This is a genomic window from Streptomyces sp. WG5 (genome assembly GCF_049974565.1).
In the GTDB taxonomy this organism is placed as follows: Bacteria; Actinomycetota; Actinomycetes; order Streptomycetales; family Streptomycetaceae; genus Streptomyces.
Map to the genome: position 1 here is coordinate 69,582 of NZ_JBNGGC010000026.1, position 18,612 is coordinate 88,193.

The 18,612-nt window shown below is 71.9% G+C and carries 16 protein-coding genes; 5 read left to right on the forward strand and 11 right to left on the reverse strand.

All coding sequences use genetic code 11. From position 1 onward, the window contains the following. Positions 1-20: 20 nt before the first annotated feature. From ACP4IX_RS25280 to ACP4IX_RS25290, 3 genes are read right to left on the reverse strand one after another with little or no spacing between them, the layout of a single operon-like run. Entirely contained in the window at positions 21-254 is a 234-nt protein-coding gene (locus tag ACP4IX_RS25280; protein ID WP_426556712.1) for an acyl-CoA carboxylase epsilon subunit, read from the reverse strand. A gap of 12 nt (positions 255-266) precedes the next feature. Beyond that, positions 267-1,808: an acyl-CoA carboxylase subunit beta gene (locus tag ACP4IX_RS25285; RefSeq protein WP_426518347.1), complete on the reverse strand. Its 1,542-nt coding sequence runs from the start codon at positions 1,806-1,808 to the stop codon at positions 267-269. 35 nt (positions 1,809-1,843) lie between these two features. Beyond that, positions 1,844-2,761, reverse strand: a complete 918-nt coding sequence (locus ACP4IX_RS25290) for a polyprenyl synthetase family protein (protein ID WP_426556714.1) — start codon at positions 2,759-2,761, stop codon at positions 1,844-1,846. 244 nt (positions 2,762-3,005) lie between these two features. Here ACP4IX_RS25290 and ACP4IX_RS25295 point away from each other — a divergent pair, with 244 nt between their 5' ends. Beyond that, positions 3,006-3,695, forward strand: a complete 690-nt coding sequence (locus ACP4IX_RS25295; protein WP_426517927.1) for a hypothetical protein — start codon at positions 3,006-3,008, stop codon at positions 3,693-3,695. Between the two features lie 518 nt (positions 3,696-4,213). Here the strand turns inward: ACP4IX_RS25295 and ACP4IX_RS25300 are convergent. The 4 genes from ACP4IX_RS25300 to ACP4IX_RS25315 all read right to left on the reverse strand — a co-directional run bounded on the left by ACP4IX_RS25300 (position 4,214) and on the right by ACP4IX_RS25315 (position 7,808). Further along, a complete protein-coding gene (locus ACP4IX_RS25300) occupies positions 4,214-4,993 on the reverse strand; it encodes an IclR family transcriptional regulator (RefSeq protein ID WP_426517929.1) in 780 nt (259 codons plus the stop codon). Further along, the gene (locus tag ACP4IX_RS25305) at positions 4,990-5,934 is read right to left on the reverse strand and encodes an ACP S-malonyltransferase (RefSeq protein WP_426517931.1); all 945 of its coding nucleotides are present in this window, start codon (positions 5,932-5,934) and stop codon (positions 4,990-4,992) included. The genes ACP4IX_RS25300 and ACP4IX_RS25305 overlap by 4 nt, the downstream gene beginning before the upstream one ends. Positions 5,935-6,148: 214 nt before the next feature. Continuing rightward, positions 6,149-6,940 (reverse strand): LuxR family transcriptional regulator, encoded by a 792-nt coding sequence (locus ACP4IX_RS25310; RefSeq protein WP_426517933.1) that lies wholly within the window; start codon positions 6,938-6,940, stop codon positions 6,149-6,151. Between the two features lie 88 nt (positions 6,941-7,028). Then, entirely contained in the window at positions 7,029-7,808 is a 780-nt protein-coding gene (locus tag ACP4IX_RS25315) for a DNA-binding response regulator (protein WP_426517935.1), read from the reverse strand. Positions 7,809-8,619: 811 nt separating this feature from the next. Between ACP4IX_RS25315 and ACP4IX_RS25320 the strand changes: the two genes are divergently transcribed. The 3 genes from ACP4IX_RS25320 to ACP4IX_RS25330 are packed head-to-tail and all read left to right on the forward strand — an operon-like array spanning position 8,620 to position 12,868. Further along, entirely contained in the window at positions 8,620-11,421 is a 2,802-nt protein-coding gene (locus tag ACP4IX_RS25320) for an AMP-binding protein (protein ID WP_426556716.1), read from the forward strand. Positions 11,422-11,468: 47 nt separating this feature from the next. Continuing rightward, entirely contained in the window at positions 11,469-12,407 is a 939-nt protein-coding gene (locus ACP4IX_RS25325; protein WP_426556718.1) for an NAD-dependent epimerase/dehydratase family protein, read from the forward strand. Between the two features lie 14 nt (positions 12,408-12,421). Further along, entirely contained in the window at positions 12,422-12,868 is a 447-nt protein-coding gene (locus ACP4IX_RS25330) for a nuclear transport factor 2 family protein (RefSeq protein ID WP_426517940.1), read from the forward strand. Positions 12,869-12,932: 64 nt separating this feature from the next. Here the strand turns inward: ACP4IX_RS25330 and ACP4IX_RS25335 are convergent, their stop codons facing one another. Continuing rightward, positions 12,933-13,904 (reverse strand): LysR family transcriptional regulator, encoded by a 972-nt coding sequence (locus ACP4IX_RS25335; RefSeq protein WP_426517941.1) that lies wholly within the window; start codon positions 13,902-13,904, stop codon positions 12,933-12,935. 130 nt (positions 13,905-14,034) lie between these two features. Here ACP4IX_RS25335 and ACP4IX_RS25340 point away from each other — a divergent pair, with 130 nt between their 5' ends. After that, positions 14,035-14,700: an FMN-dependent NADH-azoreductase gene (locus ACP4IX_RS25340; protein ID WP_426517942.1), complete on the forward strand. Its 666-nt coding sequence runs from the start codon at positions 14,035-14,037 to the stop codon at positions 14,698-14,700. A gap of 55 nt (positions 14,701-14,755) precedes the next feature. On the opposite strand, the gene ACP4IX_RS25345 is transcribed toward ACP4IX_RS25340, so the two are convergent. The 3 genes from ACP4IX_RS25345 to ACP4IX_RS25355 form a co-directional block, all read right to left on the reverse strand. Then, entirely contained in the window at positions 14,756-15,784 is a 1,029-nt protein-coding gene (locus ACP4IX_RS25345) for a polyprenyl synthetase family protein (RefSeq protein WP_426517943.1), read from the reverse strand. A gap of 196 nt (positions 15,785-15,980) precedes the next feature. Next, positions 15,981-16,427: an alpha/beta hydrolase fold domain-containing protein gene (locus tag ACP4IX_RS25350; RefSeq protein WP_426556720.1), complete on the reverse strand. Its 447-nt coding sequence runs from the start codon at positions 16,425-16,427 to the stop codon at positions 15,981-15,983. Continuing rightward, a complete protein-coding gene (locus ACP4IX_RS25355) occupies positions 16,310-18,520 on the reverse strand; it encodes an ATP-binding protein (protein ID WP_426556722.1) in 2,211 nt (736 codons plus the stop codon). The genes ACP4IX_RS25350 and ACP4IX_RS25355 overlap by 118 nt, the downstream gene beginning before the upstream one ends. Between the last annotated feature and the right edge of the window lie 92 nt (positions 18,521-18,612).

Consider the following 18,612-nt stretch of genomic DNA (forward strand, 5'->3'; position numbering starts at 1 on the left):
GCCCGCGACGCCGTCGGCAGCTAGCTGCCGCGCCGGCCACCGCCCGTCGTCCAGGACATCGGGGGAACCAGCTCCGGCCGGGTCCAGCGGGCCCTGCGGGGAGCGGGGCCCCGTTCGGCCGAGGCCTCCCCGGATCCGGCTGCCAGGGCGCTGAGCAGGGCTGCGACGACCGCGAGCTCTTCCGCGGTGGGGGTGCCCCGGACGACTTTGTACAGGGTGGGGCCGAGCGGCCCGTCGAAGAGCTGCGTGGACATGGGACGGCTCCTTCACGCCGGGGGGTTGCCGTGCTTGCGGGCGGGCATCGTGGCGTGCTTGGCGCGCAGCACGGCCAGCGCGTCGATGACCGCGCAGCGGGTGTCGGCGGGGTCGATGACGTCGTCGACGAGACCGCGCTCGGCGGCGTAGTAGGGGTGCATCAGCTCGGCCTTGTACTCCTTCACCAGCTGAGCGCGCACGGACTCGGGATCCTCCGCGTCGGCGATCCGCCGGCGGAAGACCACGTTCGCCGCGCCCTCGGCTCCCATCACCGCGATCTCGTTGGCCGGCCAGGCCAGGGAGACGTCGGCGCCGATGGAGCGGGAGTCCATGACGATGTAGGCACCGCCGTAGGCCTTGCGCAGGATCACCTGTATCCGGGGGACGGTGGCGTTGCAGTAGGCGTACAGGAGTTTCGCGCCGTGGCGGATGATGCCGTCGTGCTCCTGACCGACGCCGGGCAGGAAGCCCGGCACGTCGACGAGGGTGACCAGGGGGATGTTGAACGCGTCGCACATCTGAACGAAGCGGGCGGCCTTCTCGCTGGCCTCGATGTCCAGCACACCGGCGAGCACCTGCGGCTGGTTGGCGACGATGCCGACGACCTCGCCGTCCATCCGGGCCAGCGCGCAGATCACGTTGCGGGCCCAGTGCTCGTGCACCTCGAGGTACTCGCCGTCGTCGGCGATCTCCTCGACGACCCCGGCCATGTCGTAGGGCCGGTTGCCCTCCGGCGGCACCAGGTCCAGCAGCCGCTCGCAGCGGCGGTCGACCGGGTCCGCCGAGGGGACGCGGGGCGGCGCCTCACGGTTGTTCCGCGGCAGCATCGACAGCAGGTAGCGGACCTCGGAGAGGCAGGTCTCCTCGTCGTCGTGGGCGAAGTGGCACACACCGGAGGTCTCGGCGTGCACGTCCGCGCCGCCCAGGCCGTTGTGGGTGATCTCCTCGCCGGTGACCGCCATGACCACGTCGGGGCCCGTGATGAACATCTGCGACGTCCCACGCACCATGAACACGAAGTCCGTCAGCGCCGGGCTGTACGCCGCTCCGCCCGCACAGGGACCCAGCATCACCGAGACCTGCGGGATCACCCCGGAGGCCTTGGTGTTGCGCTGGAAGATCCCGCCGTACCCCGCCAGCGCCGAGACACCCTCCTGGATGCGCGCGCCGGCACCGTCGTTCAGCGACACCAGCGGAGCGCCCGCCGCGATGGCCATGTCCATGATCTTGTGGATCTTCGCCGCGTGCGCCTCGCCCAGCGCACCGCCGAAGATCCGGAAGTCGTGCGCGTAGAGGAAGACCGTCCGCCCCTCCACCGTCCCCCATCCGGTGATCACACCGTCCGTGTACGGCTTCTTCGCCTCCAGCCCGAACCCCGTGGCCCGGTGCCGCCGCAACTGCTCGACCTCCCGGAACGATCCCGCGTCCAGCAGCAGTTCGATCCGCTCCCGCGCCGTCAGCTTGCCCCTGGCGTGCTGCGCCTGCGTCGCCCTGGCATCCCCCGCCTCGGCCTTCCGGCGGATCAGGGTCAGCTCAGCGACCCGGTCGTGCATCGACATGGCCGGCTCCCTCTTCCTTCGGTCTTCCGTCAGTTCGCCCGCGCGGCGACGGTGTCGCACAGCGCGTAGACGGCTCGGCGGGCCGGCAGCGACGGGAGTGACCCGACCGCCGCCCGGGCCTCGTCGAGCCATCGGTGCAGGGACTGCTCGGCCCGGCGCGCGGCCGTACCACCGGTCCGGGCCAGGAGAGCGGGCCGTCGCGCGGGCCCCACGGACCCGCGGGTCCCCGGGGCCCGGCCGCGCACCGCACGGCGCATCCGGGTGCCGGTGCGCCGTGCACCCGCCGCGCACAGGTCGTCGGCGATGCGCAGGGCCACCCCGAGGTGCTCCCCGCACCGGATCAAGGACCGGACGTACGGTTCCGGCGCGGCGGCCTGCAGGGCGCCGAGGCCGAGTGCCATGCCGAGCAGTGCCGCGGTGTCTCCCGCCGTCGCCTCGACGTAGTGGGTGAGGGCGTCCTCTCCGGGTGCGGGCCCGGTCAGGGTGCGCAACTGCGCCGCCGCGAGCCGGCCGGCCGTACGGGCGTTGAGCCGCAGCGCGTCGGGGCCGAGGCCGGCGGCGAGCTGTGCGGAGCGGGCCGGCAGCCAGTCGGCGGCCGCTCCCCGCCCGGCGTCCCGGACGGGCGTGGCGGACAGCAGCAGGGACAGGTGGACCAGCTCCGTGACGACCGCGGCCCGGGTCACACCCTCCCTCCAGGGCTCTCCGAACTCGGCCCCGAGGAGCGTGAGCATCATGGGGAGGCGTCCGCCGTCCCGCCTCGCGAGCCGGTCGGCCCGCTCGACGGCGTCCGCGTCGGGCATGCCGTCCAGGCAGTCGCGCAGACACTTCTCGGCGGCGCCCATCGCCTCGCGCATTCTCGACTCGAACTCGGGAGCCCGCAAATCCAGTTGCCTCAGGAGACCGGTTTCGTCATACACGAAGTCAGCACGCGTCTGCACGAGGTTCATGACCGCAGACCCCTCCCACCGCACCGAGAAGCACAATTCACCACCGAATGGCGGCACCTGGCCCCGACTCTGACACCACGACGGAACCGGGCCAACAACACTGTCAGGAAAGTGCCATTGCGCGGCGACAACCACCGCACCGGCCCCCGGCGCACCTTCCTGCCAACCTTTCCGCCACACCCCCTGGACACGGCCGTCGCGGCTTTACACTCCCCTATCGAAAACTCGAGGAAAGGGACGGAAATTGAGCAGACGATTCGCCCGAACCGCATTGGCGGCAGCCGGACTCACCCTTCTTTTCGGCGGAACGGCGACCGCCGCGCCCGCCGCGCCCGCCGGCGGAACGGACACCCCGCGCAGTTGTGAGGGGGTACGGCTGACCGGGTCCCTGCCGGTGCCACCGGCGGGCCTCTCCGCTCGGCAGGCCGTCACGATCGGCGAGGACTGCACCCCGGTACCGGGCGAAGTGCGGTATGTCCCGGCGGGTTCCGCCCCTGGCGCCGCACGGGAGGCCGGTGTCGCGGCCGCGGATTCCGCCGGCCGTCATGTGCGCGGCTGGAACGAGATGTACGACTGCTGCAACATCCGGATGACCGGCCTGTACACCACGGCCGACTGGGACACGGCCGGCGGACGGATCACCACGGCGTCCAGCGGGGCGACCCAGGGCTGGAACCGCGAGCCCTGGGACGCCGGCTGGTCGCTCGCGTCGGCCGCGAACACCCAGGACTGTTCGGCCGACTGCGGCTCCGTCACGGCGGGGGCCGACGCCTCCTTCACGTACCGGGGCATCTTCGACGCCACCGGCGACCGGTACGCCAACACGCACCGCACGTCGGTGCGGCTCAACGCGGACGGCACCGCCGCCTGCACCTTCGACGTCGAGCTGAAGCACACGTTCATCGGCTGGAACTGGCAGCACGGCTGCGAGTGACGGAAGGGGCGGGCGGGCCCCGCGGGGCTCGCCCGCCGCGTCACGCGCGGGCGGCGCGGCCGGCCGTCGCGGAGGACTCCCGGCCCACCGCGTTCGTCCCTCGTTCCGGGCCCGCGGGCTGCCGGTCGGACTCAGCGGCCTCACGCCCCCGGATCCTTGCCGGACGCGGCGGTCCGGCCGACCGCGTCGGGCAGCAGCCGCGTGCCGCTCCGGGCCGCCCGGCGGGCCCGACCGGTGGACGCCCGCGGCCGGGCGGGACAGGACGTCGCCGCCCCGGCCGTGCGGCCCCGACCGGCCACCCGGTCCCGCGCACCGGCTCGCGAGGAGAGTGAGGAGTGTGTCGCTTCCCGTACCGGCGCCTCCCCGACGACCGGACGGCTCACCGGCACGACGACCGTGCGACCTGCCCCCCCCCCGGGAGGCGCCCGGCCGAGGACCGGGTCCACGACAGGGGGCTCGCTCCCGCGGTAGCGGCCCCGGCCGGTGGCGCCCGGCAGGGCCCGGCGGGGGCTTCGCGATCAGACGGGACCGGTCGACACGACCCGGTCATCGGCCGGGCGGCCTGCCGCCCTGGACAGGCGCACCCCGTTGCTGAGTTCCCCGGCCGCGTCGACGGCGGCACCGAGCAGGAGCCGGCTCGGCGTGGCGGGCATCCGGGGGCCGCGCCCGGTGAGGGTGAGCGCCGCGATCACGTGGTCACCGAGCGCCCACACCGGTACCGCCGTGGACAGGGCGCCCGGAACCATGGGATCGGGACCGTGCGCCCAGCCGCGCCGCCGGACCTGGGCGAGCTGAGCGGCACTGAAACGGGCGTCGCGCAGCCCGTCGTAGAGGATTTCGGGCTCCTCCCAGGCGAGCAGCACCTGGGCGACGGGGCCGGCGGAGGCCAGTGCCGTGCCGACCGGTACCTCCTCGGCGCCTCCGGGCCCGCTGGAGGTACCGATGCAGATCTGCGCGGCGCCGTGCCGGCGGAAGAGCCGGGCATGCAGTCCGGTCAGCGCGTGCAGATCCTCCAGGACGGGCGCGGCCGCCTGGACCAACTGGTCGCGACGGACTTCGACGGCGATGTTCCCGAGCCGCGGGCCGACCACGAACCGTCCCCGGAAGTCCCGGGCCAGCAGTCCCAGCCGCTCCATGCCCTGTGCGATGCGGTGCACCGTGGGGCGGGCGAAGCCGCTGATCTCGACCAGTTCGGCCAGCGACGCCGGCCCCTGTTCGACCACGGCGAGCAGCGTGGACACCTTGTCCAGCACGCCGATGCCGCTGCGCCCGGCCGGCGGCCTGATCGCGACGCTCATCGTTCCACCGCCGGCGGCACGGGCAGGGCGGCGGGGCCGTCCACGGAGACGATCTCGACGTCCGGGGCGGTCCGGCGGATCAGCCCGGCCAGGGTGCGGCCGGGGCCCAGTTCGACCAGCCGGCGGCAGCCCAGCCGCTCGGTGAGGGTGCCCACGCTGCGTTCCCACAGCACCGGGGAGGTGAGCTGCCGTACGCCGAGACCCGGCCAGTGCCGGCCCTCGGTGTACGGCTCGGCGTCGGCGTTGGCCACGACCGGGAGATGGCCGGGCGCGAACGGCGCCTGCCGCAGGGCCTGGCCGAGGGTTTCGGCGGCGGGGGCCATGTACGGGCTGTGGAACGCGCCGCCGACGTCCAGACGCAGCATCCGGCCGCCGATCGTGCCGGCCCGGGAGCCGACCTCCCCGACTCCTTCGGGCGAGCCCGAGACGACGATCTGGCCGGGCGCGTTGACGTTGGCGACCCAGACGTCGGCGCCCTCGGCGCGGACCTCGCCGACCAGCCCCTCGACCCGGTCGAGGGGGGCGGCCACCATGACGCCCATGGTGCCCTCCCGGGCCAGAGCCGCCTCCCGCATGGCCCTGCCGCGCGCCGCCACGAGAGCGGCGGCCGCGGAAACGGTGAGGGCGCCGGACGCGGCCAGGGCCGCGTACTCGCCAAGGCTGTGACCGGCGCACGCGACGACGTCCGGGCCGAGCATCCCGGACCGCACGGCCTCCGCGTGCGCGATCGACGCGACGGCGAAGACGGCGAGCTGGGCCAGATCGGTGCGCCTCAGTTGCTCTCGCGGGGTGCGCAGCAGCAGTTCCTCGACGTCCTCCCCCGTCACGGCGGAGATCTCGGCGGTGAGCTCCCAGGACGGAGTGTGCCGCCAGGGCACGCCCATCCCCTCTTTCTGCGTCCCCTGTCCGGGGAACACCAGGCCGACCGGTACTCGATTCATGGACTCGCCTTCCGCACGACAGCCATCCGTGGTAGCGACGGGGCCGGGTCCGGCTGCGGCCGGGCGGCCTGCCTGGCCGCAGCCGGGCCCGGCCCCGTGCACCGACGGCCCGCCGGAGGGGTACCGGCCGTCGGGGACGGGGACGTGCCCGCCGCGGAGCCCCGTTCCTGGTGCCCATGGAACTGGCCGGGCGGATCGTGCGGCAACGGACCTTTCAGGAAGATGCCAGGGTGCCCTTGTGCGGCGGACCGGACCGGGTCGCGGGTGGCAGCAAACCCAGTTCCGCGGCGCGGACTCCCGCCTGGAAACGGGAGCTCGCCCCCAGCAGCGCCATGATGTCGGCGACGTGGCGCCGGTAGGTACGCACCGAGATGTTCAGCTCGCGGGCGGCGACCTCGTCGGTCACGCTGGCCTGCAGGGCGCCGAGGATCCGCCTGCCGAGCGCTGCCCGGTCGCGGTCGCCGAAGACGATGCGCTCGCCGGCGGGCACGGCGTGCGCCCACACGTTGTCGAACAGCGTGGTCAGGGTGTGCAGCACCTCGGGCACGCGGATCACCGAGGCGCGCCGGCCGACCGCCGAGTGGGCGACGACGACGGCGGCGGCGCCGTCGGCGATGATCGCCTGCAGTGGCGGGATGCCGGTGATCCGGATGCCCGCCGGATGTTCGCGGCCCAGCTGTTCGCGTACGAATTCCTCGTCGATCAGCTCGGGGCTGGCCAGCAGCCGGACCGCGACGTCCTCCTGCGCGGCGTAGACCAGTTCCCGCTCGGTACGGCCCGCCTGTTCGTCGGAGCCCCGCCGGCGGGCGTGCACGATGTCGATCGTGCGTCTGGCCCCGGCGATGAGGCCCTGTGCCTCGTCGAGCACGGTGTCGTAGTCCTGGGGCAGGACGGTGATCAGCTCCTCCTCACGGCTACGGGAGCGGTGCAGCGCCACCGTCGTCTCGATCAGTGCCTGGACTTCGAGCAGGGAACGCTCCAGCTCGTCGTCTCCCCTGTTGGGCACGTCGTCTTCCACCCTCTTCACATGGTGTGTGGGAACGGCCGGCACGGGCCTGCCCGGTCCGTACCGGTTGTGTCGCGCAGCGGTGCGGCTACTCCGAGAGCAGTCCGAACTCGACGGCCCTGACACCGGCCTGGAAACGCGAGTTGGCGTCCAGTGCGCGCATGATTTCCGCGACGTAGCGGCGGTAGGTGCGCAGTGACACGTTCAGTTCGCGGGCGGCCGTCTCGTCGGTGTGGCCCGCGCGCAGCCGCTCCAGGATGTAGCGGGCCAGTTCGGTGCGCACCCGGGGGCTGAGCTGGAGGTGGCCGGCCAGCGGCCGGCCGCGCGACCATGCGCTGGCGAAGAAGAGTTCGAGGGCGCGGACGGTGGCGGCGTCGTAGACGACGGCGGCCGGGGCGGGGCTGCTCTCGGCGGACTGCACGAGCGAGGCGGAGCCGTCGACGACGAGGATGGCACGCAGTTCGCTGCGGGACACCCGGACCGCGACGCGCTTGTCGGTCAGTTCGGTCAGTGGCGCCAGGGAGGAATCCGCGACCTCGGCGGAGCACAGCACCCGCACGGTCACCTCCTCGGGGACCTCCGTGAGTAAACGCACGGTCGTGTCGGTGAACTCGCCGACGTCGTCCAGCATCGCGCACACGGTGTGGCGGGCGGGGCCGATGAGCGACTCGAGGACTTCCGTGATCTGTACCCCGCCCGTGCGCGCCACCGGAGTGGGCAACTCCGCGCGCTGCCGGTGCAGCGAGACCGTGTTCTCGATCAGGGCGCTGGCCTCCAGCAGCACCCGTTCCACATGGGCGGCGTGATCGGCCGCTTCCGGCCGCACCACACCTGCCACGGACTCTTGTTCGATCACCGGCTCCGACATGACATCCCCCACGTCTTTGAAGTCCGACCGCCCCCGACGAACCCCGGCGTCATGCCGGTCGTCGCGGCCTCTCCCGCCAACTCTGGCAGGCGGAGCTGCTTTGCAATTTCTGCCGTCACAAAGAAGAAGATCACAAGCAGCCCGACAGTAGTTGACGGCATAAGGCGGAGTCAACCGATCCGCACCGCCGACGGAATGCGAATGACTGGTCAATCCCAAGGCAGACATCTCGCAAGAATCGGGCCCCGGGAGCGGCGTCGATGTCAGCAAAGTGCATCCAAACGCGGAAACGGAGCTTCCAATTTCCGTTACCGTCACGCACTGCAGTGCCGCGCTCACTCATCGCAGTATCCATGTCCGCTAGCGGCCAACCGTCCCACAGAGCGAGCAGGTTCTCGCCTACGGTCACATCGTGAACACACGCAGCACACGAACCATGCGGTCTGCGTGCGCAGCCCCTGCACGGACACCAGACCGCCCCGAGGCCCTCCGGGGAAAAAGTGGACCATACATGCGATTCGCGTCACCCCCTCCTCCCGGCATCACCGGAACTCGGAAATGGGATTCCAGAGGCACGCAAAATCTCGCTATTTTCTTGATGTCCAACGAATCCCCGGTAAACCGAATCACTCGGCCCGGGGCGGTAAACACGACCCCCCGTCCGACTCGTTTCGGAGTTGCGTGAACGGCCGCGATATCGAGTCGAACAGCGTATGAACTCTGGAGCCGCATCGGCTCCGGATCTTCCCGACGATCACCGCACGCCCCGTCAGCACCCGCCCCGCGTGCCCACCAGGCAAGGGAGACCACCGTGCACACCACGCGTCAGAAGACCATCGCCGACCTCCTGCTGCACGCCGCCCGGCACCACTCCGGTTCGGGCATCCGCCACTGTCTCGGCGGAGCGTCGGCCGGCTTCCTGGACCAGAGCTATGCGGAACTCCGCGACGACGCACTGCGGCTGCTCACCGGACTGCGCGAGCGCGGACTGCGCCCGGGAGACAAGGTCGTCCTGCTGCTGGAGCGCCCCAGGGATTTCCTCACCGCCTTCTGGGCCGCCGTCCTCGGCGGTCTCGTCCCCTGCCCCCTGGCCCCGCTCGGCGCGGACCCGGAACGCGGTGCCGCCCAGCTCCGCCACGTGCACACCCTGCTTGACGACCCCCTCGTCATCACCGCCGGCCGCGGCCACGGCCTGCCGCGGGTGGAGGGCCTCACCGTCGCCGGGCTCGACGAGCTGCGCACGGACCGGATCGCCGAGCCCCACGACGGCGCCCGGCCCGGCGACACCGCGGTGCTCGTGCTCACCTCCGGATCCACCGGGAACTCCAAGGCCGTCATCCTCACGCACGCCAATCTGCTGGCGTCCATGGCGGCGAAGAACGGCCACCAGCGGCTGGCCGCCGGCGACACGACTCTCAACTGGGTCTCCTTCGACCATGTCGCGGCTCTCCTGGAGGGCCACCTGTTCCCGTTGTCCACCGGCAGCCGCCAGCTGCACGTGGAGCCCCGTGTCGTCCTCGGCGATCCCCTGGAGTTCCTGCGGCTGATCTCCCGGCACGGCGTGACGATGACGTTCACCCCCAACTTCCTGCTGGGCGCGCTGCTGTCCGCGGCGGACCGCCTGGACGACGTGGAGGAGCGGCTCGACCTGTCCCGGCTGCGGCACATCGTCAGCGGCGGCGAGGCGGTGGTGTGCGCCACCGGCGAGGCGTTCCTCGACCGGTTCGCGTCCCACGGCCTGGCCCGCGACGTCCTCTGGCCCGCTTTCGGGATGACCGAGACCTGTGCCGGCAGCATCTACTCCCGAGGGGTCTTCCCCGACGCCGACCGCGGTCAGGAGTTCGCCGGCCTCGGCACCCCCGTCGAGGGCCTGCGCATACGCGTCGCCGACGGTGAGGACCGCGCGCTGCCCGACGGCGAGATCGGCGAACTCCAGCTGACCGGGCCCATGATCACGCCGGGCTACCACAACAACCCGCGGGCCACCGCCGAGGCGTTCACCGCCGACGGCTGGTTCCGCAGCGGCGATCTGGGGTGGATCGACAACGGCCGGCTGACCCTCATCGGCCGCAGCAAGGACAGCATCATCGTCAACGGCGTCAACTACTTCAGTCACGAACTGGAGACCACCCTGGAGCAGCTGCCGGGCGTGACCGCCTCCTATGTCGCGGTCTTCCCCACGCGCGCGCCCGGTGACGACACCGAGCGGGTCGTGGTCGCGTTCTGCCCGCGGGCCGCCGACGGCGAGACGGACGAAGCCGTCGACGAGGGCACGCTGTACAAGGCACTCGTGGCCATCCGCAACACCGTGGTGCTGCACTGGGGTTTCCGTCCCGCTCTCGTCCTTCCGCTGCCGCGCGAGTCGTTCTGCAAGACCAGTCTCGGCAAGACCCGGCGCGCCCTGATGCGGCGCCACCTGGAGTCCGGCGCGTACGACGGCGTACGGCAGTCCGTGGCCGACCTCACGCTGCGCATGCTGGGCGGCTACACCCCGCCCGCCGACGGCACCGAGCGCGTCCTCGCCGAGATCTACGCCGACATCCTCGGTGCCGACCCCGCCACGATCGGCGCCGACGCCAACTTCTTCGACCTGGGCGGCACGTCGCTCGACATCCTCCGGCTGCGCAGCAGGGTCGCCCAGCGGCTCGGCGCCGTCGGGCTGGAGGTCATCACCGTGCTGCGGGCTCCCACCGTGCGCGGCCTCGCCCGGCACCTGGCCACCACGGCCCCGGGCCCGGCGCCCTCCTACGATCCGGTGGTGCCGATGCAGACGAGTGGCGCCAAGACCCCGCTGTTCTGCGTCCACCCGGGAGTCGGCGAAGTCCTCGTCTTCGTGAACCTCGCCCAGTACTTCACGGGTGACCGTCCCTTCTACGCGCTGCGCGCCCGCGGGTTCAACGAGGGCGAGAAGCCCTTCGCCACCTTCGACCAGATGGTGGACGGCTACGTGGCCGCCATCCGCGCCCGGCAGCCGCACGGCCCCTACGCCGTGGCCGGCTACTCCTTCGGCGGCGCCGTCGCCTTCGAGATCGCGAAGGTACTGCGCGACCAGGGGGAGCGGGTCGACTTCGTCGGCAGCTTCAACCTGCCGCCGCACATCAAGTACCGCATGGAGGAACTGGACTTCGCCGAGACGGCCGTCAATCTGGCGTTCTTCCTCGCCCTGGTCGACGGCGAGCAGGCCCGCCGGCTGCCCGGCGTGCTGCGCGGGCTGCCGGTCGAGGAGCAGATCGACCGCCTCGTCGGCCTCTTCCCGCCCGACCGGATGACCGAGCTCGACCTCGACGCCGAGAAGTTCGGCACCTGGGCGGAACTCGCCAACGCCCTGACCGATCTGGGTCGCGACTACCGCCCGAGCGGCAGTGTGCCGTCGATGAGCGTCTTCTACGCCACTCCCCTGCGCGGTACCAAGCAGGACTGGCTCGACAACGAGCTGCGCCGCTGGGACGAGTACACGACCGGCCCCAACCGCTACATCGAGGTGCCCGGTGAGCACTACACGCTGATGGGCCCGCGCCACGTGGCGTCGTTCCACACGGCCCTGCGCCGGGAGCTGGACCGCGCCCTCGCCGACGCCGACGCCGCACGCCCGCGGCCGGACGGCACCCGCTGAACACGACCGCACGGAACCCCGCACACACGCAGATGGAGGGCACAGAAATGCTGAAGGGCAAGAAGATCCTGGTCACCGGCGGCACCGGCCAGGTGGCCCGGCCGGTCGCCGAGGCACTCGCCGAGCACAACGAGGTCTGGTGTCTCGGCCGGTTCGGCGCACCCGACGTCCGACGGGAACTGAACGAGCGGTCCATCGTCACCCGGTTCTGGGACATGACAGATCCCTCGGGCGGGAGCCTGGAACGCGTACCCCAGGACTTCACCCATGTCATCCACTCCGCCGTGCTGCGCGGCGACGACGGCGATTGCAACGCCGTCGCCGAGATCAACGCGGTCGCGACCGGCCGGCTGATGACGCACTGCCGAACGGCCGAATCGTTTCTCTATGTCTCTACGGGCGCCCTGTACGCCCGTCGGACCCTCGACCACGCCTACACCGAGAGCGACCGGGTCGACGCGGTCGCCGACTGGCTGCCGGCCTACCCGGTGGGCAAGCTCGCCACCGAGGGCGCGGTGCGCGCCTTCGCCCGGGTGCTCGGCCTGCCCACGACCATCGCCCGCCTCAACATCGCCTACGGGCCCGGAGGTTACGGCGGTGTGCCGATGCTGTACTTCCGGCGCATGCTCGCCGGCGAGGAGATCCCGGTGCCGCTCGAGGGGCAGAACTGGTGCTCCCCGTTGCACACGGACGACCTCGTCGCCCAGGTGCCGCAGCTGTGGCGAGCGGCCGCCGTCCCGGCCACGCTGGTCAACTGGGGCGGGGACGAGGCCGTCGGCATGACGGACTGCGTCCGCTACATGGCGGAGCTGACCGGTGTGCCCGCGAAGCTGGTGCCGAGCCCGGTCACCCGGGAGACCTACCGGTTCGACCCGACCCTGCGCCGGTCCCTGACCGGCCCCTGCACGGTCTCCTGGCGGGACGGCGTCCGCCGCACCCTCGAGGCCCACTTCCCCGAGCACGTCCGCCGGCCGGCCCACGTCTGAGGAGCATCGCGTCCATGTCGAACCCCCTGCCCGCCGACTCCGCACCGGCCTCCGCCACGGCGCCCCCCTCACCCAACGTCAGTCTGATCCAGGCCGCCTACCGGGCCTTCCACTCCCGTGACGTCCAGGGCCTGCTCGGCACGCTCGCCCCCGACGTGCGCTGGGTCCACCCCGACGGCATGGCCGACTACGAGCTGGGCGGCACCAAGTACGGGCACGACGGCGTACGGGAGTTCCTCGCCCGCGTGCCCCGTGTGCTGGGTGGAATGCGGCTCGAGCCACAGGAGTTCGTCGAGGCCGGAGACCGCGTCGCCGTCTTCGGTGAACGGTACGTGACCTCCGTGCGCGGCCGCACCGAGCGGATGAAGTTCGTGCACTCCTGGACACTGCGCGACGGCAAGGTCGCCGTCATGGAGGACATCTTCGACACGGTGCTGCTGCACCGCCTCATCGAGAGCTGACCGCTCGGTGGCCGGGGAGCCGTCCCGCGGCCACCGGCCGGGGCCCGTCACACGGACGGGCCCCTCAGCTCATGCGCTCCCCCGCCCGCCGCCACACCACGGCGTCCTCGGACAACTCGTCCACCGCGTGGCGCACCTCGGTGATGACGGCGTCGACGGCCGGCCGGTCCAGGTGGCCGCGGCGGACCACCAGGGACAGGTGGCGGACCAGCTCCGGTCCGTCGAGGGCGACCCGGCGCACCGGGCACCCCGGCCGGTCGGGCACCAGGTCCGGGAGCAGCGAGACACCCCAGCCGAACGAGACGAGCCCGAGCACGGCGTGGGGGTCGCTGGTGCGGGCCACCACGTCGGGTGCGAAACCGGCCTGGGCGCAGGCGTGCAGCGCGAGGGCGCCGAGGCCGGAGTCCGTGGTCAGCACCCAGGGCTGTCCGGCGTACCCGGCGAGCGTGCGCGGCAGCGGGTGGCGGTCCCCGGGACCCGGATGCGCCCCCGGGGCCGATCCCTCGGGGCCGACGACCAGCCGCACCCGGTCCCCGACGAGCGGCTCCTCGTGCAGCCCGGCGACGGGCGGATCCGGTACGTGGTCGTAGCGCACCGCGAGCGCGAGGTCGACCTCACCGAGCCGGACGGCCTCCCGGGTCCCGCCGACGGGCAGCCCCCGCAGAACGATCCGCAGATCCGGGTGGGCCCGCCGCACCCGGGTCAGCGCGGGCACCAGCATCGCGGGCCCCTCGTGGAACGGGACGCCGACCCGCAGCTCGCCGCTCACCCGGCCGCTCGACGCCGCCAGTTCGGACTCCGCCGCTTCCAGCCCGACGAGAATGCGCTCGGCGTGGTCCACCAGCAGCCGGCCCGCCGCGGTCAGACAAGCCCGGCCCCTGCCCCGGTCCAGCAGCTCCGCGCCGGTTTCCGCCTCCAGGGTCGACAGCTGCTGCGAGACCGCGGACCGCGTGTAGTTGAGGGCCTCCGCGGCGGCCGCGATCGACCCTCGGGCCTGGACCTCCCGCAGTAACACCAGCTTTCGAACGTCAAGCACCTTGTGTCCCGTCAGTTCCGCTAACGCCGACCGTCGTCGACCACCACGTCGTGCCGCGCGACTCGGGCCCTTCCGATCGCTTGAATGGTGTTGTCTTGTACCTGCTCCTGCACGGAGGAATCGTCCGCGCATGCCCACTCTGCTTCACCTCGACTGCAGCGCGCGCCCCGAATCGGTCTCCGCGCAGATCACGGCGGAGTTCGCCGCGGCATGGCGTGTGGCGCATCCGGAGGGCCGGCTCCGCCACCGGAACCTGGCCCGGTGTCCCGTCCCGCACGTCGACGGCGCCCACATCGAGACCGTCACCCGGCTGGAGACCGCGGGCATCGTCGACCTGGAGGAGGCGCGGCAGGCGGCACGCACGCTGCCCGAGCGCCGGTCGTGGAGCACGACCTGGAAGCTCATCGACGAACTCCTGCTCGCGGACGTGCTGTTGATCGGTCTTCCGGTGTACCACCTGTCGGTCCCCTCCGTTTTCAAGGCCTGGCTCGACCGGATCGGCATCCCGCCACTGTTCGTCCTCCCCAAGACCGGCCGGGGACCCTTGTCCGGCACCCGGGTCGTGGTGGCCACGGCGCACGGCGCGGCCTACGGGCAGGACGTGCCGCACGAAGACTTCCTGGAGCCCCATCTGCGGGCGGTGTTCCGTGCGCTCGGTCTCGCCGACGATCTCGTCTTCCTGCGCGCCGAGATGACCAAGGCCGGGCACGTACCCTGGCTTTCCCCGTTCCGGACCGCCGCACAGGGCTCACTCGAGCAGGCGATCGAGAGCGCCCGCGAGGCAGCGCGCCGCTGAGGACGCGGCCGCGCGTGCCGCCGCCGCGCGGTGGCGCGTGGCCCCGGCGGCGTCTTCAGTGGGTGCGGGACCCCACGAAGTCGCACAGTGCGCCGAGAGCGCGGCGCGGTCCTCCCGACGGCAGCGAGGCCAGCGACTCGCGGGCTCCGGTGAGCCGTTCGGTCATCAACGCGCGTGCCCGGTCCACGGCCGGGGACCGCTGCAGGAGGGCGAGAGCCCGGTCGCGGTCCTCGCCCTGCACACCCCCGGGCCTGCCGAGCAGCCCCCGCAGCTCCTCGTCTCCCGGGTGTGCGTCCTCGAGAGCCAGCAGCATCGGCAGTCCGGCCACGCCGACTTCGAGGTCCTTGCCCTGCTCCTTGCCCGACTCGCCGACGGACGAGGTGATGTCGAGCAGGTCGTCGGATATCTGGAAGGCCACGCCGAGGTGCTCGCCGTACCGTTCGAGTGCCCTGCCCACACGGTGCGGGGCGCCGGCCTGGACCGCGCCGAGACGCAGGGCGAAGGAGATGAGGGACGCCGACTTGTCGGACACCACTGCGAAGTAGTGGTCCAGGCGGTCCTCCGGCAGGGCCGGGCCGGTGAGCTCCAGTACCTGGCCCCGTACCAGGCGCTCGGACGCCTCGGCCTGCAGGGGTATCGCCTCGGGCGTGAGTCCGGCCGAGAGCTGGGCGGCCTTGGCGAGCAGCCAGTTGCCGGACCGGACGGCGACGGTGTTGCCCCAGCACGCGTTCACGCTGACGACGCCGTGCCGGAAACGGGCCTCGTCCATGACGTCGTCGTGGTGCAGGGAAGCCGTGTGGACCAGCTCGGACACGACGGCGGCGTCGATGACGCCGGGCCGGTCGAGGTCCCCGAACTCGGCGCCCAGCAGGGTGAGCAGCGGACGGAAGCGTTTCCCGCCGGCGATGACGAGGTGGCCGGCCACGTCGGCGAGCACCGGCACGGACGGTTCCCGCACGCAGGCCAGCAGCCGGTCCTCGACCAGGCCCAGGTTGCGCAGCATGCGGCGCTCCAGCGCCTTCTCCCGGACGGTGAGCCGGGCGACGATGGACCGTCCGCGCACGCGGTCGGTGAGCGCGGGCATCAGGTTTCTCCTCTGGGTCGCGGCCGCCGGGCCGTTCCTCTGCGATCACAACATTAGGAACACGTCCAGGGCCCACCGCAGCGGAAGTGTCAGCTACCGGACAGGCGGCAGGTGCGCGACAACCGGATTTCCCGGCTCACGGCATGCCCGACGGCAACAACCTGCCACCGCGACCACCGCCGTCGGCCAGGACCCGTCAGTCGAAGGCCGTGGCCACAGCGTCCGAGAGCCGGTTCAGTATGTCCCGCGAGAGTTGCACCGAGCCGGTGAACGAGAGGAAGCCGTGAACGGCTCCCTCGACCGGGAGGTGCTGGACCGGCACGCCGGCGTCGGCCAGCCTGCGGGCGTAGTGGTCGCCCTGGTCGCGCAGGGGGTCGTTCTCGGCGGTGGCGACGACGGCGGGAGCGAGTCCGGCCAGTTCGTCGGAGCGCGCCGGCGAGACCCGCGGGTCGGCGCCCTGGTCCGGGGTGCTGAGGTAGGCGCCCCAGAACCACTCGAGGTAGGAACGGGAGAGGACCGGGCCCATCAGGTTCTCGTACATCGAGGGGCTGTCGTCGAACCGGTCGACCGCCGGGTAGGCGAGCACCGGGAGGGCCAGCATCTCGCCCTGCGCGAGGTGCTGGAAACCGCCTTCGCCGGACATGGGACACAGGCGGCGGCAAGCGCGGCCCGCTCCCCTTCGTCCTCCGTCACGTCTGACGGGCCGGGTGAGGCGGACAGGTCTGCCAGCGGTTGGTCAGCCATGTCGATCACTCGTTCGGCGTTGTCGCGGTCGCCGTGCATCAGCAGCAGGAAGCCGGCAACCCATGCGGCACGGCACCAGGAGAAGACCGCTGCCGGCGACTCGGAGGGGCATGGGTGACGGTCGATGATCACCTGCATCCAGTGAGCGCCTTCGCTCACCCTGCCCGACGTCAGACAGTGCAGCCAGAAGCCCTGAGCTGCACGCAGGACGGCTTCGGCGGGCTCCCCAGCCGGCGGAACCGCAGTGACGATCTGTCGCAGGTTGGGGTGCTCGGGACGCAACCGCCGCAACCAGTTGGCCTGTTCGGCGGAGCCGTAGGCGGCTCCCGCCCGCGCCGCGAGATCGAGGAAGTAGGCACGGTGGCGGCGTACGGCATTCTGCGCGTGGTCGTTCTCCCGGAGACGCTCCAGCCCGTAGGCGCGGACCGTCTCGAGCAGGTGGAGCCGGGTGTGGCCGCCCACGTCCACCCTGCTGACAAGGGACTTGTCCACAAGACCGGACAGGGTTGCGAAGGCGTCGGCAGCACGGTCGCCGACCGGAGCCCGCGTTCCGTGCGTGGAAGTGGCCCCGCAGAGCTGCTCGGCATCAGTCAGCAGCACTCCCCCGGCACACAGCGACAGCTGTTGCCAGGCGGCCCGTTCGTCCTCGGTGCACAGGTCCCAACTCCAGTCGAACAGCGCACGCAGTGCGCGGTGTCGCGGATGCGCGGTGCGCTCACCGCCTCCCGGACCGAGCAGGCGAAACCGGTGCTCGATCCGCTGCGCGAGTTCCTCCAGCGTCAGCGTGCGCAGTCGGCGTGCGGCGATCTCCAGAGCCAGGGGCAGGCCGTCCAGCATGCGGCATACCCGAATGACCGCCTCCTGGTTGGTGCTGGTCACCCGGAATCCGGGACAAGCAGCCTCGGCTCGGTCTGTGAAGAGGGCGACGGCTGAGGATTCCGGACAGATCCGCCCTGTGGCGTCCTCCCGCCTCCGGCTCCCGTCGCTCACAGGGGGAACGTCCAGGGGCATCACCCGCAGCACGTGCTCTTCGCCGATGTCCAGGGGCTGACGGCTGGTGGCGATGACGCGGAGTCGCGGCAGCAGGGCCAGCAGCGTTCGAACGGTCCGGGCGCACTCGTCCAGCAGATGCTCGCAGTTGTCGAGGAGCAGGAGCACCCTGCGTCCCTGCAACGCAGTGGCAAGCTCGCGCAACGGAGCCTGTTCGGCCGTGACGTGGAGACCGAATGCCGCGGTGATCGTCGCGGCCACGGAATGGCCGTGGTGGAGGTCAGCCAACTCCACGCGGTAGACGCCGTCCTCGAAGCGATGTGCCACGTCTCGGGTCAGGCGTTGGGCCAGCCGGGTCTTGCCCACACCTCCCACTCCGACGAGGGTGAGGAGGTGGCAGCGTTCGATCAGCGCGCTGCCCGCGACGAGTTCGGGTGTCCGGCCGACGAAGCTCGTCGCCTGCTCCATGCTGTGTCCGACAGGAGCACGAGGGGCGGGCACATGCGCGGCACCGTCACCCCGCACGTCCCGCCGTCCCCGGTCACCGCGCTGTTGCGGCAGGGCACCCGTCTCGCTCGCCTGCACGAAGCTGCTCTCGCCGATCCGACGGCGCCACCCGCGTCCGGCCGTCTCCTGGAGCCTGGCTACCAGATCGGAGATCTCCCGGCCGATGGCTGGCAACCGCTCGGCGTTGCCGGGTGCTTGCGCTTTCAGCGCTCGAGCGACGGCCGCACTGTCTTCGGCGCCGGGGAGCCGGTTGTGTTTGGTGCCGGGAAGCAACTGCCCACGTCCGCGGAGCCAGTACGACAGCAGGGGCCCATCGATGGGGGCACGCGCCGCCCACCTCGGTGTGTTCCGCTCCTGCTCCAACACCCTGACCAACATCTTGCGCGTCGGCCGGCCCCTCGACACCACACCGCCCACGCACGCCGACCATGCGTCGAGCGCCCGCACGAGGCTGTGCGCGAGGCTCTCGAAGCAGTCTTCTTCCCCCGTCGCCAACTCCCGCTACCGCCTGTCCTTTGTTGCAGTGCAACCGAAAAACAGCAGGGTACGGAGATGCATATTGCGCCGCAAATGCAGGAATTGCTTGC